Source organism: Caballeronia choica (assembly GCF_001544535.1).
Lineage (GTDB): Bacteria > Pseudomonadota > Gammaproteobacteria > Burkholderiales > Burkholderiaceae > Caballeronia > Caballeronia choica.
Map to the genome: position 1 here is coordinate 44,559 of NZ_FCON02000042.1, position 15,857 is coordinate 60,415.

Below are 15,857 nucleotides of genomic sequence, written 5' to 3' on the forward strand. Positions count from 1 at the left end.
TCCTCAGGGAATCTGGAAACGGCGGGAATACACGGCTTGCGCGAGCAGTCGTTCGGCGTCGATCTTCTCTGCGACTCCACCACCGACGCCATAGGTCCACTCGCCTTGCGGTACGACAAACTTTGCGGGGCCGGCGGTCAGTGCCTGTGAATGGCGTGATGAGCCGTTGCGCTCCATGAAGGCCTGTGCGACTGGCCGGTATCCGCGAGGGTCAACGTCGAGTTCGACAAGCACGGATGGTCGTCGGGTCAGGACGTGCAGCGGCATGTCCCAGGAGCCTTCGCCTTGGGGTGACCCGAGCTTCTGAACGTTGTCCTCCTCCCCAGCTTGCCGCAGCCGGTTCAGGAACAGGCCGGTCGCCGCACGAAGCTGCGACACCGTCACGTCGAAGAGCACGTCGGGACCGGGGCGCTGCTGGCCGCAGTGACCGCGCAAGGCTTGGAGGAGGGCGGTCGTGAAGCGTGCCGTGCCTTGTGGGTCGGCATACGCGAGGCGGTTCGTCGTTGTCGCACGAAGTACCGCCCAATCAGTGCACAGAGCATCTCCGGTCCGGGGACCGTTGATCAACGGCTGCGGCGCTGCGATCTGGAAGAGTACCTGCGGACTGAACTCCATGCAGGCATCGATCAGGAAGAGCAGGTTCGCGCGCGTCTTGCGGATGGAGACGTGGCAGGTGTTGGACACATGAAAGGCTGCCTGCCAGGGATCCTCGGGGTCTTCGCCGAAGTCGTCGGCAATGAGGTACTGATCGACACCGTCGCCTACGCCGTGGCCGCAAAAGTAGAAGATGCCGCGGCTTTGAGGGTTTGTCGCTAGCCTCGCAAGCCAGCGCTTGTACGCGTCGCGCACGTTCGGCAGCGTGGATCGAGTCACCGGCTTCACGACATTGGCGGGCGTCGTGTAGTCGCCTGCGGGTGACGCGAGCATCTCCACGCTGCCCAGTGGGGCTTCGGGGTTGTTGAACGCCTGGTCGGGCGGTTGGCCCGCAGCGGGACTAATGCCGTCGGCGCCACCGAGGAACCAGTTCGCCATCGACTCCACGGAACGCCGAGGAGACCCGAGCGGTGACCCGTCGCCGAAACCCGCGGCGGCGAGCTTGGGGTAGGTCTCGCAGCCGACAAGCAGCGCATGCGTGGCGGTTCGCGCTGGATCCTGTTTGATTGCATCCGACTCGAAGATCAGGCCCATCGATGCCTCCTACGACAGGCGCATGGCCAAGCGTTTGTAGAAGCTTGGGCGGGCGAAGTAGCCGCCGTGCGCCTGCAGAAGACCGTACCCTGTGTCGAAGCGGTAGTCGTCCGGTCCGTCGAACACCGTCGTGGTCCGGAAGGAAAACACATCATTGGTGTCGAACACGTTGAGCCACTTGCCGAAGGCCTTGGGTTTACCGAGTCGGTCCTTCGGTGGGTTCGCGGGCATGTTGCTTTTGCTCGCCCTGTACAACGTCATCTCCTCGAACAGGGCGATCTGGGAGCCCACCGAGACGAACATGTCGAAGTTCAGGTCCGGCTTGAAGTACGAGACGATGTCGTAGAGGATGACGCCGCCCAGGCTGTGTCCAATGACGACGAGTTTATCGTCGCCCGGGCGTCTTGCCGCTTCTGCCTTGGTGAGGTCCGCCAGGACCTGCTGAACGATGGGTCCGGGTTGCTCAGCGGTCCCACGCTCCGAGAGATACACGAAGATATCCCCGAGGAAGCGGGAAGCCTTCTCGTGCGTGCTTTGACGCCCGACTCCCACGAGAAGCGCTGTGGCAGCGTCTCCAGGGGCCGAGCCCAGCCTGCTCACCGCCTCCTTGAACGACTGGTACCAGTCTTTGAGGCCGAGCGACTCAATGGCTCGCCCGGGCGGTGCGGTCCGGTAGGGCTGGATCTCCTTGAGCAGGGTCTGGATGAAGTCGACGTTGCTCAGTGAAGGGCTGGCCAACGCCCATTGCGGCGCCGGGTGATCCTTAGCATAGGCCAGGGATGCGAGATAACCTTCGACTACGTCGCCATAGCCTGAACCCTTTGGGGCCACAGCAGATGCGGTGTCCCAGGCCAGATCGATCGCCTCCTCGAAGCTCCGCTCGCGACTGACCTCGCCGAGGCTTACCGCGCCTGGCCCGTACTGGTGACGTGCCTCACCCATCCAGAGCTCCAAGTCCGCGGAACCTGGGCCGGGCTTCTTCAAGCTGAGCGTCTCGACTGTGTTCGATGAACCGGGCAGCGAGGCTTGCTTCCACCGAAAGCGCACGCCGTTTCCACCCCAGTAGGGGAAGTAGGTCGCAAGCTGCGTGGGATCGAGGCCGATTCGCGGCGCGAGGAGGCTCTCGAGGAAGCCGCGGATCCTCTCGACCCCCTCGTCATAGTCGGCATCCTCACGTCGATTGTTGACACCATGGACAAACACGATCGGCATTTCGGTCCTCCCAGGGTCGAGGCCACGTCGGCATGCCTGCCGAGAAGGCACTATCATACTTCGCGTCCTCTGGCTGCACCAGCGAGTAGCATCCGCATGCGTCGACCGTGCGACCGGCCGGCAGACTCGCGATGCTGGCGCGGGCGCCCTGTGCAAGACTGAAATGCTGCTATGCAAGCGGCAACCCGGGTGCGGGCCGTACTCTTCCTTGCCGAATGGGCGTTCAGATGTCTTCTCCCGGTGGCCGAGATGTGACACTCCGATAGGCTGTTCATCATAGAGAGCTACTGCCGAGCTGCCAGAGTCGAACTGCGCGGCTGCTACAAGCATCAGGAAGCGCGCGAGACTGTGCCGTATCACTTCGAGGTCCTTCACCGGGGCCTCCGCAAGATGCAGCACATGCATGAGGAGCGACGACGGAGTGGCCTTGGCTAGGTCTATATGGCCGCATCGCCAACCGTGACCGACCACTGATGGCCGAGCGTTGCCAAATGCGGTCCGCCGAAGTCGACCCACTGCCACCGGTCCTTCGGTCTGCAACCAGCGGCAGCTACAAAGTGGTCCGGTCATTCAGGCCGCCGTCTCGGGGACGGCAGTTCGGCCATTGCGGTCGCTGGTTCAGCGACATGACAGCGGCAGGTGAGGACCCCATTGCCGTCATTCAGTGGCTGGTTGAATTTGTCGATCGTGAATGGCCGCTGTGGGGGAAATCGAATGTTCGTTGGCGGACCCATAACCCACATTGGGCCTGTCTGGGTTATGCGTCGGCAATGCGGCGGATTGCTGACGATACCTAGGACGAGCAGTCACCCCGCAGCTTTTCGATCAGCGAAGACCACGTTCTCGACCCATCTCCTCCGACCGCTGTCCGACGCGGTCGGCAGAAACGCGACGCTTCTCGGACGCCCGACATCCGGTGGGCGTGTTTCTCTTTTCGAAAATGCGATGGTCATTCGAGGCGCTGGCGCCTGACTTTCTTCCCTTTGTACAGTGCGCCTCTTCCGGTGACTGGACTGAGGCACAATAGGCGAGGAAGTCACGCGCGACCGGCGGGATCGCGCCGCTGCGTTGCGCCAATCGGACGCATGGAGATGTGCTATGGAAAAGCTCACGAATAGCTGCTCGACGCTTGCTGCGTTGGCGCTCCTTCTGACTGGCTATGCCGCCGCCGGAGTACCACACAGCGGGCCACATCTGACCCCAACCGAGTGCCATGACCTGGCCGCGACTAAAAGCAACGCGCCTCGGACGAGGTCACAACACCGAAGCGAGATTTCGGCTCTGAGCAAAGCGGGCTACAACCCATCACCATGGCACGACGACCCAAACTACCCAGCGGATCTACACGCGGCGCAGCGCCGGGTCGACCATTGGTTCGAAACGGAGTGCAAGCCGTCTCAACCCAGGTGAGAAGGCCCGGAGCCACTACGGTCCTCCTTAGAATTAGCGCGCAGCAACCGCGCGTCGCATTCCAGCGCAGCGCCGATACCTTGGAGCGTGGCCTGCAGACCGCCCCACGGGTCTCCCTTTCAACGAATGTACATGGGCGCCGCGGTTTTTTCACTCCACTGATGTCTAGCCCGCTTTACTGACATCGCCCAGTTCGCGCCACCGGGTCGGCATCGACAGACTTTTCGTACCTTGCAACGGCACATTCGGAAGACCGCTTATGGCCGATCACGGTTCGATCGAATGATCTCCGGCCGACCCTTAAGCGGCCTTCGACCCGTTGCGAGCCCTATGCCGGCTTCCATCTGGAACTGCCAGGAGGTTAACCGTTAGCTCAGGCGTTGACCTTCTGCTCCCCGGAAGCCTGCTCACGCATGCGACGGGCTTCGTCACGAAGGAACTGCTGGTAATCGTCCAGATCGCCGTCGAAGGGCTCGACGCTACCCTTGGTAACGAGCCAGAACTCGTCACATACCGCGCGCAGCAGGGACCGGTCGTGACTGACCAGCATCACTGTGCCTTCGAATTCGTTGAGCGCCATGCCTAGCGCCTCGCGTGTGGCCAGGTCGAGATGGTTAGTAGGCTCGTCGAGCAGCAGCAGGTTAGGACGCTGCCACACGATCATGCACAACACGAGCCGCGCCTTCTCGCCGCCGCTCATCGTACCGACTGCCTGATGGACCATGTCGCCACTGAAGTTGAAGGTGCCGAGGAAGGTGCGAAGCGATTGTTCCGTGCCGCTCTGGCCGGGGGCACGCATGTGCGCCGGCGTGTCCTTGGCCAGGCGGATCATGTGTTCCATCGGCGTGTCGAGCGGGCGCAGCACGTCGAGCTCCTGCTGGGCGAAGTAGCCGATGTTCAGGCCTTTGCCTTCGCTGATTTCGCCGGCAATCGGCGCCAGCGCGTGCGCCACCGTCTTCACCAGAGTGGACTTGCCTTGGCCGTTGGCACCGAGAATGCCGATGCGCTGCCCGGCCAGCACGGATCGGTTGATGCCCCGCACGATGACCGTCGGCGGCGTCCCCGGCGGTGCGTCGGTCGGCGCCGCGTAGCCGAAGCTCGCGTCCAGCATCGACAACAGCGGATTCGGGACGTTGAGGGGCTCCTTGAACTCGAAGCTGAACTCTGCGTCGGCAAGCACCGGTGCGATCTTCTCCATGCGTTCGAGTGCCTTGACCCGGCTCTGCGCCTGTTTCGCCTTCGAGGCCTTGGCCTTGAAACGGTCGATGAATTTCTGCAGGTGGGCGATCTTGTCCGCCTGCTTGGCCATCGCGGCCTGCTGCAACACGAGCTGCTCAGCGCGCATCTCTTCGAACTTGCTGTAGTTGCCGCCATAGCGCACGAGCTTGGCGTTGTCTACGTGCACCGTCACCTGCGTCACCGCGTCGAGGAATTCGCGGTCGTGGCTGATCACGACCATGGTTCCCTCGTAGCGCTTGAGCCAGGTTTCCAGCCAGACCAGCGCGTCGAGGTCGAGGTGATTGGTCGGTTCGTCGAGCAACAGCAAGTCGGACGGACACATGAGCGCGCGGGCCAGCTGCAGACGCATGCGCCAGCCGCCGGAGAAGCTGTTGACCGGCTGGTTAAGCTGCTCGGCACTGAAGCCAAGGCCGAGGATCAGCGCTTGAGCGCGTGCGGGGGCATCGTGTGCACCGGCGTCGTGCAGGCTCATGTAGGCGTGCGCCATACGCATGCCGTCGTCGCTAGCCTCGGCGGCGGCTACTTCGGTCTGCGCGGCCAGCAACACGGTGTCACCCTCGACGACGAAGTCGGTCGCGCTCTGCGTCGTCTCCGGCATCTCCTGCGCGACCTGGCCCATCTTCCATGCAGCGGGAATCGAGAACTCGCCGCCGTCTTCGTGCAGCGTGCCGTTGAGAAGGCCGAAGAAGGATGACTTGCCGGCGCCATTGCGGCCGACAAGGCCAATCTTTTCGCCGGGGGTAAAGGTGACGGACGCGCGGTCGAGTACGACATTGACGCCGCGGCGCAGTGTGACATTACGGACGGAAATCATAAGGAGCTACTTCGAAGAGGATAGGCATGATAGCCGACCGGACGTACGGAGCTGTCTCTTTTCTCGCCGCACGAGTGAAGAGCTGCTGGCGCTTTGCGCCGCCCACCGGCCACAAAGCGAGGCGGGTACTGGCGCACCGGGCGTTCCGGGTGCGGGGCCAGGAACAGACGGTGAGTGACGGCTCCTCGCCGTTTGTACCCGTTCGACCCCTTCACCGTAAGCCGCCGGTCGAAAACATTTCCCTGCGCCAGCGGCAGCTTTGCCTCTCGGACGCGCGATTCAATTCACAATTTAGCCATGTCATCATCGCGATTTATGCGTGTGGCATGACGCCGACGAGCGCGCAATTTGCCTTGCGCACCTGTGTGTGCAAGGCCTGCATAGCAGGCGGTAGTTTGACTCAGCTGCTCATTTGTTCACGCCAATCAGCTTGTTGAGCACGCTATGGATGTGCCCCATGCCGCCCTGATCCGCCTGCTTCGTCTCGGCGGGCGTCTGCGAGGCCGCAAGACAAGGCGTGCGATAGTCCGGATAGTTCGCCGTGCATTTCAGCGCGAGATCCTTGGCGGTCTTGGTGTCGCCGGTCTGCCGGTAGAACGCGATCATCGGCGACCACGTGAGCGGTGCACGGCCGAATTCGTCGAACTGTTTTTGCAAGAAGGGAAGTGCATTCGCCCGATCGCGTGACGACGCCATGCGATTCGCGAGATTCACCTGAATCTGCCACGACCGTTCGTGCGCGTTCTGGTTGCGCCGCAGGATCTGGATCGGCGTGTCCTGAGGACCGGTCGCGGATAGCGACGTCAGGTTCGAGACGAGGTAGAGCGGCAAGCCGTCGTTCGCCGTGGGTCCGGACGCCATCGTGTTCGCCGCAGCGAGCGCCTCGCCGTAGTGCTTTTGCGCCTGCAGGGTCTGGATGTTCGACGCGAGCGCGTAATGCGCGAGGATCGTCGCCGTCGCGCCTTGCTTGCGCGCGTTCTTCCACGGCTCGACCTTGGCGTCGGGCATTTCGTCGCCGAGCAACGGCTCGATCTGCTTGCGCAAGTCCGCCTCGCGCTGGGCGGCGTCACCGTGCGTTTCCTGCACCGTCTCCGCCTCCGCGCCGATGCGGTCCTCCAGCGCGTGCTGCGCATCGAAGGTCGCGCCGCCGAGCGAGCCCTTCACGTCGACGGTGTTCGAAGTCGCCGTTGCCAGCGCGTCGCTCAGGCGGTCGAGCGTACCCATCTGCGAGGTGAACGGGGTGAGCGAATTGTTGAAGACGGGCGACTTGAGCGGATGCTTGGTGGCGTCCTTCACTGCCTTGTCGCGCGCGGCGGCCGTTTGCATCTCCTTGAGCTTTTCCTGCTGCTCTTTCGCCTGTTTGTCGTAGGTGCCGATCCGTGCAAGAAAGGTGCGAAATCCCTCCGAGTACGAATAGCCGCATTTCAGGCTGATGGTGGCGCCGAAGCGGTCCGCCGCCTCTTCGAACGAACGCTGCCACGCGGGGAAAAGCGCACGCGTGCCGAGCGCCTGAACGACGAAGATGTTGTCAACGCCGGACCATTCCGTCGTGCTCGCGCGCTTGTTCGCATAGTTCCATGCGAGCGTGGCGATCGCCGCGCCGGTCTCGCCGGCGGTCTTGACGTCGTTGGCCGCGTAGTGATTCAGATAGACATGGCCGAACTCGTGCGCGAGCACCGCGAATATCTCGTCCTCGCTCTCCGCGATCTGAATCCAGTACTGCGAGACGTAGATGTTCCCAGCTGCCGACGATGATGCGGCGAGCGCAGTATCCGCCGTGATATGCACTGTACCGGGATAGTCGGGCACGCCGGCCGTGCGCTTTATCTTCGCGAGCAGGCCGTTGAGATAGCGTTCCATCTCCGGCATGGAAACGAGTCCCCAACCGTCTGCGCGGTTGTTGTTCAAGTCTTCGGTGACGGAAGGCCAAGAGCGCGCGATAGGCGGCGGAAGCTTGCCCATCTGGTGCATGCCGGCGTCGGAATTCGAACCGGGCATCAATTCGGAAAGGCTCGAAGGAAGCTTGGTGTCAGAGCATGCACTCGCGCTCAGCGCGCATGCCACGGCGAGGCCGAGTCGGGTTGCGCGAGTGTTCATGGTTGCCGGCACCGGTCGGAGCTAGCGTTCATGGACCCGGCAATGGATTTGGATCCGGGTGGAACAGTGCAGACGACCATCGCCGTGGGAGCGGTGTTCACGTCGAGCGAGTTGACCCACCCGCTGCCTGCGGGCGTCGCGACTTCGTAGAAGCCTTTGGACTTCGACTTCACCTTCCACGGGAAACCCTGCGCCGGAATCATTCCGGCGAAGTCTTTCTTCGATGGTGACTTGTAGAGCCGGATCTCTTTCTCGCCACCCATCTGCGACACGATATCTGCGTTCTGCGCATGCGCGGCGCACGCCGCGCCAAGCAGCAACGCCGCCGCCAAGACCTTGCCCGATGTCTCGATCATTTTCACTACTCCTCCGGAGCCAGAAGCCAGTCGACCAGGTGTTTGTTCCATTCGAGCCACTCGCTCACGAGCGCGAACAGCGCGACGTGCACTGCCGTGAGATACGCGACGTTGAAGAACGCCTGCCCGAGATACAGCAGCGCGCCCACGATGGCGAGGGACAGTGCGATCTCGCATACCTTGAAACAGGTCCAATGCAAGGCAGTGCGGAATTTGGCGGTTCCGTGCGCACGGCGCGCCGCGCGCACGGACTGCAATGACGATGCGGATGTCGGGTGCGTGTTCTGGGCGGCGCTCTGCGTACTAGCCACGTCAAGCAGAACGAGAGCACCGGGATTGCCGTTGCTCTCGAATCTTGCGATTTCGGGACGAGCCGCCGTGACCGTCTCATCCACCGTTTCCGGCGTGTTATGAGTCGGCGCTCTCTCGTGCTTGACGTGACGCCGTTCTTTCCGCGATTCGACCAGCCGCTCCTTGCTGATGCTCACGATCGCGACTCCCAGCAACCCGACCAGCACCAGCCAGAAAGCTCGAACATGCGCATCATCGAATTCAAAGCCGAGTTCGACCGCCTTGGTGTAGTCCGGTCCCTTGCTAAGGAGATTGTCGAGCGCCATCGCATGTAGATACACGCCAGGCACACGCTCGTGAATCGGCGAGAAGACGATGTCGTTGGAATTGGCGAGCGCGCCGCCGATCATCACCACTTTGTGATTGAAGGCGTCGAAAGAGGAGAGCCGAGAAGGATAGCGCCGGCTCGAAGCATCATCGTTCCCGCACGCTTGTGATGCCCTCACGAGATCAGGCGGGAATTGATGGCGTGGAGTATATCTGGCAGGGCAAATCCGAAATCGTTGCATTGAGCGAAAGGGAGCAGTTTCAGGACGCAGCGTACAAGGTGCGATCGACGATTGCAAAACCACCGACTCCAGAGGAAAAAAAAGCGTCTGCTCCCATCTACATTCATTCTGCGCGGAGGACGCGCGTCATCCTTGGAGACGGCGCTGCACGAGTTGGTACACCTTCGGATGAGAATCGATCGCGACCTGCCGCCATCGATTCGCTTCAGGTTCTTCTGCGAGAGTAACCAGCTTGCATGACCGAGGTTATGCCAAGTGCCAAGTTTGGTTCAAAAGGCTCTGTTGGGCAGAGCCAGAACTACGGGGCTTTGTCGATAGCTTCGGGAAACAGGGTGAAAGTGAAGGGCGTCCTCGACAGAATCGAGGCAGTTTGGTCGTTCTACCTGGTCGCTCATTCGACGGGAGGGCTGGTTGCGCGAGTGTTTCTGCGTTCGGCAGTCGCTTCTGGTACCGGATGCGGTCCTCGTCATCACTGACGGTCACCCCACGTAGTTGTTTAAGTGCAGGTCTATGCCGCAGTGGTTCATGCCGGCCTTGTCGGTTCAGAGTATGTTTCGCAAACTGACTTTAACCCCGCCGCTTCATCACGACGAGGAGGCCGGCTACAGGATCATCATTCGCGGTTGGCAAGCGGTGAACGTCAGGAAAGCGGCTGGTAGCCGCCTTACAGACGTTGTATCTGAATGTCAGCAATGGCCGAAATGTACCCGTAGGTTATCGGGCAGGTTTCTGATGCCGACCAGCCATCCGGAAAGGCCCCGTCGGATCGGTGAATGGCGACACCTCGCCGGGCCGAGTGCGAACCTCGATGAAATCCGCCCAGAGTGGGCGTCAAGCCCGGGTACCACAATCGAACTCCCATCATCCCTGTGGGAGACTGCTATGAAGACCGAACAAACCCGTGCGGCATGGAACAAAGGCAAGCTGGTTGGCCAGAAGCCACCGCTAAGGCCGAAAGACGTCTGGGCCATCCGGATCTACCTTCAGAACGCTCACGCTGTCCGCGATCACGCCCTGTTCAACCTTGCAATCGACAGCAAACTGCGTGGTTGTGATCTTGTCAGTCTGCGAGTCCGTGATGTCACGCATGGCAATCAGGTCCTCGCGAGGGCGCAAGTCATTCAGCGAAAGACACAACGCCCAGTCCAATTTGAACTGACCGAGTCGACCCGGAGGGCGGTCGCCGCATGGCTTGAAAAGGCTGCCCTGAGGTCGGAGCAGTACCTCTTCCCAAGTCGACTATTGGCGTCCCCGCACCTTTCAACCCGGCAATATGCCCGGATGATACGTCGATGGGCGGATGCCGCGGGACTAGATCCGACGGCATACGGCACGCATTTGATGCGCCGTACCAAGGCAACCCTGATTTACAAGCGCACGAAGAATCTCAGGGCGGTGCAGTTGCTGCTCGGCCATAGCAAGATCGACTATCTCCCGCGCCGAACAATGTCCCGCGACCCCAGGAGCCCACGGCATGACGGCACACGGTCGCGCCTTTCGCGGGACATAGATTCGGTCTGCAAGATCCACGGGAACGCCGGGATCGTTTAGCTGGCTGCGAACTGCTGTGTGATCAGAGATCCGACGAGCACATGACGTGTCCGCTCGTTCCGTGTTCGACGGGCGAACGAGCGCTGGGCCACTTCTCCTACGAAGGTCTTGTAATCCAGTGAATAGGTCCTGCGAAAGCGCGATCTAATGTCCAGCGCACTTGCGGCACATCCCCAACGCGCGGGGCTTCCGAGTGATCACTGGACATAGTTCCGCGCGGGAGATAGTCGAGCCTATTGACTGCAGTCAATAGGCTCGAAAGCACAATCAGGTACCTGGGCATCGAAGTCGACGACGCGCTTGAGATTTCCGAGCAGACTGAAATCTGGCGCAGCTGGTCCTGGCCGCGCGAAACGATTCTACATGCTGGTTCGTGCGGCCACTTTCCAGCGCGGCGCTCCTGGGGCAAAGCCGGCGGACTTGTGCCGTCGTCGTCGCCGCAGGACCACCATCGTAGCGGCCGCTTCGGCGCGGAACCCTGCCGGACAGCCTATGCGTTCGACCCGGCCATAGCCGACACTCGCTGGTCGGGCGCCGTGCGGCTGCTGCATGCCGCTCTGCTGTCATTGGCGATCCGGTGCAGATGAATGTCGGATTCAGGGAAGTGCGAATGAGTCTTCACGACCCTCAACGGACGGTGGGCCAGAGGCGACCTAATCGGCAGCAATTAGATGGAACGGACAATCATCCCCTTCTCAGTTGACCTTCGGGCACTTCGAGTTTCGGCCATTCGGGAGGTCCGGTTTCGTCCGGCGCGGGGCAAGCGCTTTAGACCGTTTCGGTCGTATAGGCCGACTGCATAGTTCAGGGAAACCTATGACCGAATTCGGCCAATAGTATTAAAAAACCCTAAGACACGGACGGAATGACTATCCTTCACAAGGATAAGTGGAGGGGAGGTTCCAATAATGAACACCCGACGCACCCCAGCAAAGATCGGTGGGCTCTTCCTTCTTATCGTGGCGGCCCTATTTATAACCCAGTTCGCCGCCTGCGGAAGTTCATCAGAGTCGTCTCCGCGAGTTCCACTCATTCGACCTTTTGCTCTCAGCTACGCCGATAGCTCCGTGGTGTATGTGGTAGGCCAACCCATCATTCCAAACATGCCCAGTGTGCGCGGAACGGTGGATTCATTCTCCATCGAGCCTTCACTCCCAGTTGGCCTCACTATCGACCCTCACACGGGTGTCATTAGTGGGACTCCCGCTTCGCCGACTGTCGCTACGATCTACGAAGTGAACGCCACGAACGTCAAGGGTTCGGCTGTCGGACGTATCCAGATTGAGATAGTCGATCACGTGATAGCCCCGGAAAGTCTGAGGTACTCCCTCGAATCTGCAATCTACGCGGCAGGTCAAGAGATCGTCCCGAACATGCCGATCACTACTGGTGGAGAGATTACACAGTTCACCGTCGATCCGGCCCTCCCATTGGGCCTCTCACTGAACCCTCAGACGGGAATCATCAGTGGTGCCCCTTTATTCCCCCATCCGGCTTCACAGTACACCGTAACAGGTGCCAATTCTGCCGGTAATGTTCAAACGAATATCTCAATTGTGGTGGAGCAAGTGGCGGTGCCTCCCGGCGTAGTAAATCCGCCCCCCGTGGTGAATCCACCCCCTGTGGTGAATCCGCCCCCGGTGATAGAGCCGCCCCCGGTGATAGAGCCGCCCCCGGTGATAGAGCCGCCCCCGGTAATAGAGCCGCCGCCGGTGATAGAGCCTCCCCCCGCGTTGGTGCCTCCCTCCACGGTTTCCTATACCGATGCGGTGTACGTAGTGGGTCAGCCCATCGTGCCGAATGTGCCGAGGCTGACGGGTGGGGCGCCCACACAGTTTGCGGTGAACCCGACTCTGCCTGACGGTCTCGACCTTGATAACGTGACCGGTGCTATCACTGGTGCGCCGACGACCCCGCAGGCCCCAACCCCGTACACGGTGGTCGCGTCCAACTCGGCAGGTCAAGCCCAGACCACCCTGACGCTGACTGTGACGGCTGCTGGTACGTGGACGCCTTCCGGTAGTCTGAATAATCCCCGCGTAACACATACAGCATCGCTGCGTCCTGATGGCTCAGTGCTGGTGGCAGGCGGCTACAACACCGACACCGAACGTGCCGCACACATACTCGACTCAGTGGAAAGCCGGGCCCTGGCAGGAATTTGGCTCACTACCCGATCGATGGCAACACCGCGCTTCTTACACACGTCTACTACGCTTCAGGATGGCCGTGTTCTTGTCGTGGGTGGCGTGGGTGCCAGCGGTAGCGGACTGACCTCGGTCGAAATCTTTGACACGCAATGGGGGATGGCGGCCCCCACGATAGTAGCCCACGTGAGTCACACAGCAACCCTTCTCAAGGATGGTCGGGTCCTTGTTGCAGGAGGCAACAATGGGACCAGCACCAATACTGCCGTAGCCGAGGTCTACAACCCCAGCACACGCACCTGGACACAGGTTGCTTCCTTGAACACGGCCAGGTCCGACCACACGGCAACCCTACTTGCGGACGGCCGGGTTCTCGTCACAGGTGGGGAAAACAACACTGGGAAACTTGCCTCTGCGGAAGTGTATGACCCGATCGCCAATACCTGGACGGCAGTACCCGACATGAGCCTGGATCGTGCATTCCACACGGCGTCACTGCTCGCCGATGGCACCGTCCTGGTTGCAGGCGGCAGCTCCGGCGCTTTCGGACTCCCAACCGATCAGGTTGAGTTGTTCAATCCGCAGACCATGAGATGGCAACCCATGCCGCCTATGGTGACCCGTCGTGACTCACACACCGCTACCGTCATGCTGAACGGCCAGGTGGTTGTCGCAGGTGGTTTAGGGATCAACGGCACGGCACTATCGTCAGTGGAGATATTCGACCCCGTCAACATGCAATGGCTGGCTGCGGCCTCCATGGCGAACAGCCGTGCCGATCCCACTGCAACGCTCCTGCCCGACGGCCGTCTGCTTGTCGTGGGTGGCAAGGGAGCCAGTTTCCTTTCCAGCTCAGAGTTGTTCGACATTTCTCGGAATGGCGCACAGATCGCCGCAACCATGCACCGCTAAGAGAGGTCTGCGCAACGCGATTCATACTAACCTTTGACGATTCAACGACGATCACGACATAGGCATAGCGCAACTAGACGGCTCCGCTGGTTGGGAGCAAGCGGCCCCCAAACAGCCACCGGATGTTCTCGAACACCTGGTCGCAGCTAGGGATGTGCGACCGGTTTGGCCAGGGATCCGATTGACATCATCCTCACGAGGGTCCGATAGCTGGCCGAAGCTGACATTCAAATGTCGGCATGGTAGCGCGAACGATCGCAGATGGCCTGCTGAGCGTCGCTGACGATGCATCTTAATGCTCACCATTATGGGGCTGAGGCTGCACGACATATTTATGGTCGTAAAAGGTTGATCTGTCGGTTCACGACAACATGAAATCCATCCAGTATCAATCGGTGTACAACGATGAATATTGAATCTGCCAACAGAAACTTTCTAAATGTGAAGGATTGCTGATTTTGTGCCGTCACGACCTGTAGGTGCGGCGAGATTGACAGCGCGAGATTTTCGCGGTCTTCGTGCTGCGAGATCTGCAGATACCGTTTTGTGAAACAGTTTCTACGTTAATTTACTGGAGTGATGCAATGAAAAGAAACCTTATGGCGGCAGTTCTTCTGGGCTTGCTTGCGAGTGCCGCGCAGGGGCAAAGCAGCGTCACGTTGTACGGCCTGATCGATGCCGGCATCACCTACACGAACAGCCAACTCACAAGCCAAGGCGGCCGCAGCAACGTGCAGATGACGAGCGGCGCAGTGGAGGGCAGCCGCTGGGGCCTGCGCGGAGCGGAAGACCTGGGAGGTGGCCTGAAGGCAATCTTCACGTTGGAAAACGGCTTTAACGTGAACAACGGGACCTTGGCACAGAACGGTCGGGAGTTTGGCCGTCAGGCCTTTGTCGGCCTGTCGAGCGTCGATTTTGGGGCTGTAACATTGGGCCGCCAGTACGACAGCATGATCGATTTTGTGGGACCGCTGGCGCTGACTGGTACGGAGTATGGCGGCACGCACTTCGCACACCCGTTCAACAACGACAACCTGAACAACAATTCCTTCTCGATCAACAACTCGATCAAATACCAGAGCGCGAACTATGCCGGATTCCGATTCGGCGGGCTGTACGGCTTTTCCAACGCAGCAGGCGCATTTGCGGATAACCGTGCGTATAGCGTGGGCGCATCGTACAGTTGGGGTCCCCTGAACTTTGCCGCCGGGTACCTTCATCTGAACAACGGCGCGAGCTCCGCGGCGGCGGCCAACTTCAATGCCAACGGCGCCGTGACCGATGGCCAGATTCTCGTCGCCGCGCGTCAGCAGACATGGGGAGCGGGGGTGAATTACGCGTTCGGACCGGCAGTCGTTGGTTTCGTTTACACGCAGACCAACCTGACTGAGATATTCCAGACCGGCTTGAGCACCCATTTCCAGAACTTCGAGGGCAATATTCGCTATAACCTGACGCCAGCGTTGAACGTGTCCGGAGCCTATACATACTCACGCGCGGGCGGTAACGCCGGAAGCGGTGCTCCGCACTGGAACCAGGTCGGCCTGCAGACGGATTACAACCTGTCCAAGCGTACGGATGTATATCTGCAGGGTGTTTACCAGTCAGTCAGCACGAGCCAGAACACCGCATTGGGGGTGGCGTTCATCAATGGATTGAGCGCGCCTTCATCGACCACCAATCAGGTCGAAGTGACGGCGGGCCTGCGTCATCGCTTCTAGGCAAGCGCATGCACGGGCGCGACCTCAGGGTTCGCGGGGTGGGGCGACACCCTACGTGCACTGCGTTTGCGACAACGCGGCGGGCATGTCAAGCCGCTAGCGTTCGACGGACCGCGAAACGAGCGCGATGAAAGCCGCCATTCGTGAACGTATCGAGTATTAACCTGCGAACGACTACAACACGGCCGAGATGCCACCCCAGGCCATCCGGCAGGTTTCAGAGTGGACCGGCCGGTCGAATAACGGCTTTGTGAGATAAGTGAGCGGCCACAACTGGCCGCGAGGCGCCGCACGTCCCTGCTCTTACTCCAACCGAACGGCTGGCCATGCAGCGACACGTGTCGCACGGG

General features: G+C 60.7%; 10 protein-coding genes. 4 read left to right on the plus strand and 6 right to left on the minus strand.

Annotation, left to right across the window (positions count from 1 at the left end; all coding sequences use genetic code 11):
• Window positions 1–3: 3 nt before the first annotated feature.
• Both AWB68_RS19470 and AWB68_RS19475 read right to left on the minus strand, forming a co-directional pair.
• Window positions 4–1,188, minus strand: coding sequence for a caspase family protein (locus AWB68_RS19470; RefSeq protein ID WP_087645979.1), 1,185 nt, complete (start codon window positions 1,186–1,188; stop codon window positions 4–6).
• 9 nt (window positions 1,189–1,197) lie between these two features.
• Entirely contained in the window at window positions 1,198–2,400 is a 1,203-nt protein-coding gene (locus tag AWB68_RS19475; protein ID WP_087645980.1) for a hypothetical protein, read from the minus strand.
• Between the two features lie 1,098 nt (window positions 2,401–3,498).
• Here AWB68_RS19475 and AWB68_RS19480 point away from each other — a divergent pair.
• Complete coding sequence (locus tag AWB68_RS19480) at window positions 3,499–3,810, plus strand: DUF4148 domain-containing protein (RefSeq protein ID WP_087645981.1); 312 nt, start codon at window positions 3,499–3,501, stop codon at window positions 3,808–3,810.
• A gap of 373 nt (window positions 3,811–4,183) precedes the next feature.
• Here the strand turns inward: AWB68_RS19480 and AWB68_RS19485 are convergent, their stop codons facing one another.
• From AWB68_RS19485 to AWB68_RS19500, 4 genes are all read right to left on the minus strand, one after another.
• The gene (locus AWB68_RS19485) at window positions 4,184–5,863 is read right to left on the minus strand and encodes an ABC-F family ATP-binding cassette domain-containing protein (RefSeq protein ID WP_087645982.1); all 1,680 of its coding nucleotides are present in this window, start codon (window positions 5,861–5,863) and stop codon (window positions 4,184–4,186) included.
• 408 nt (window positions 5,864–6,271) lie between these two features.
• Window positions 6,272–7,960 (minus strand): M48 family metalloprotease, encoded by a 1,689-nt coding sequence (locus AWB68_RS19490; RefSeq protein ID WP_087645983.1) that lies wholly within the window; start codon window positions 7,958–7,960, stop codon window positions 6,272–6,274.
• The gene (locus AWB68_RS19495; RefSeq protein ID WP_125482976.1) at window positions 7,957–8,322 is read right to left on the minus strand and encodes a hypothetical protein; all 366 of its coding nucleotides are present in this window, start codon (window positions 8,320–8,322) and stop codon (window positions 7,957–7,959) included. The genes AWB68_RS19490 and AWB68_RS19495 overlap by 4 nt, the downstream gene beginning before the upstream one ends.
• Window positions 8,322–9,233 carry a CHASE2 domain-containing protein gene (locus AWB68_RS19500; RefSeq protein ID WP_235028413.1) on the minus strand — a complete coding sequence of 304 codons (912 nt, stop codon included), beginning with the start codon at window positions 9,231–9,233 and terminating at the stop codon, window positions 8,322–8,324. The genes AWB68_RS19495 and AWB68_RS19500 overlap by 1 nt, the downstream gene beginning before the upstream one ends.
• A gap of 825 nt (window positions 9,234–10,058) precedes the next feature.
• On the opposite strand from AWB68_RS19500, the gene AWB68_RS19505 reads away from it, so the two are divergent.
• The 3 genes from AWB68_RS19505 (at window position 10,059) to AWB68_RS19525 (ending at window position 15,507) form a co-directional block, all read left to right on the plus strand.
• Window positions 10,059–10,727 carry a tyrosine-type recombinase/integrase gene (locus AWB68_RS19505; protein WP_235028414.1) on the plus strand — a complete coding sequence of 223 codons (669 nt, stop codon included), beginning with the start codon at window positions 10,059–10,061 and terminating at the stop codon, window positions 10,725–10,727.
• 908 nt (window positions 10,728–11,635) lie between these two features.
• Window positions 11,636–13,786, plus strand: a complete 2,151-nt coding sequence (locus AWB68_RS46620) for a Kelch repeat-containing protein (protein WP_125482977.1) — start codon at window positions 11,636–11,638, stop codon at window positions 13,784–13,786.
• Between the two features lie 584 nt (window positions 13,787–14,370).
• On the plus strand, window positions 14,371–15,507 hold the full coding sequence (locus tag AWB68_RS19525; protein ID WP_087645989.1) for a porin: 1,137 nt from the start codon (window positions 14,371–14,373) through the stop codon (window positions 15,505–15,507).
• Window positions 15,508–15,857: the final 350 nt, after the last annotated feature.

Bases quoted from the DNA above. Each gene is read 5' to 3' on its own strand.
- AWB68_RS46620 (WP_125482977.1), top strand. From the start codon at position 11,636: ATGAACACCCGACGCACCCCAGCAAAGATCGGTGGGCTCTTCCTTCTT.
- AWB68_RS19475 (WP_087645980.1), bottom strand. From the start codon at position 2,400: ATGCCGATCGTGTTTGTCCATGGTGTCAACAATCGACGTGAGGATGCC.
- AWB68_RS19490 (WP_087645983.1), bottom strand. From the start codon at position 7,960: ATGAACACTCGCGCAACCCGACTCGGCCTCGCCGTGGCATGCGCGCTG.
- AWB68_RS19505 (WP_235028414.1), top strand. From the start codon at position 10,059: ATGAAGACCGAACAAACCCGTGCGGCATGGAACAAAGGCAAGCTGGTT.
- AWB68_RS19485 (WP_087645982.1), bottom strand. From the start codon at position 5,863: ATGATTTCCGTCCGTAATGTCACACTGCGCCGCGGCGTCAATGTCGTA.
- AWB68_RS19480 (WP_087645981.1), top strand. From the start codon at position 3,499: ATGGAAAAGCTCACGAATAGCTGCTCGACGCTTGCTGCGTTGGCGCTC.
- AWB68_RS19525 (WP_087645989.1), top strand. From the start codon at position 14,371: ATGAAAAGAAACCTTATGGCGGCAGTTCTTCTGGGCTTGCTTGCGAGT.
- AWB68_RS19470 (WP_087645979.1), bottom strand. From the start codon at position 1,188: ATGGGCCTGATCTTCGAGTCGGATGCAATCAAACAGGATCCAGCGCGA.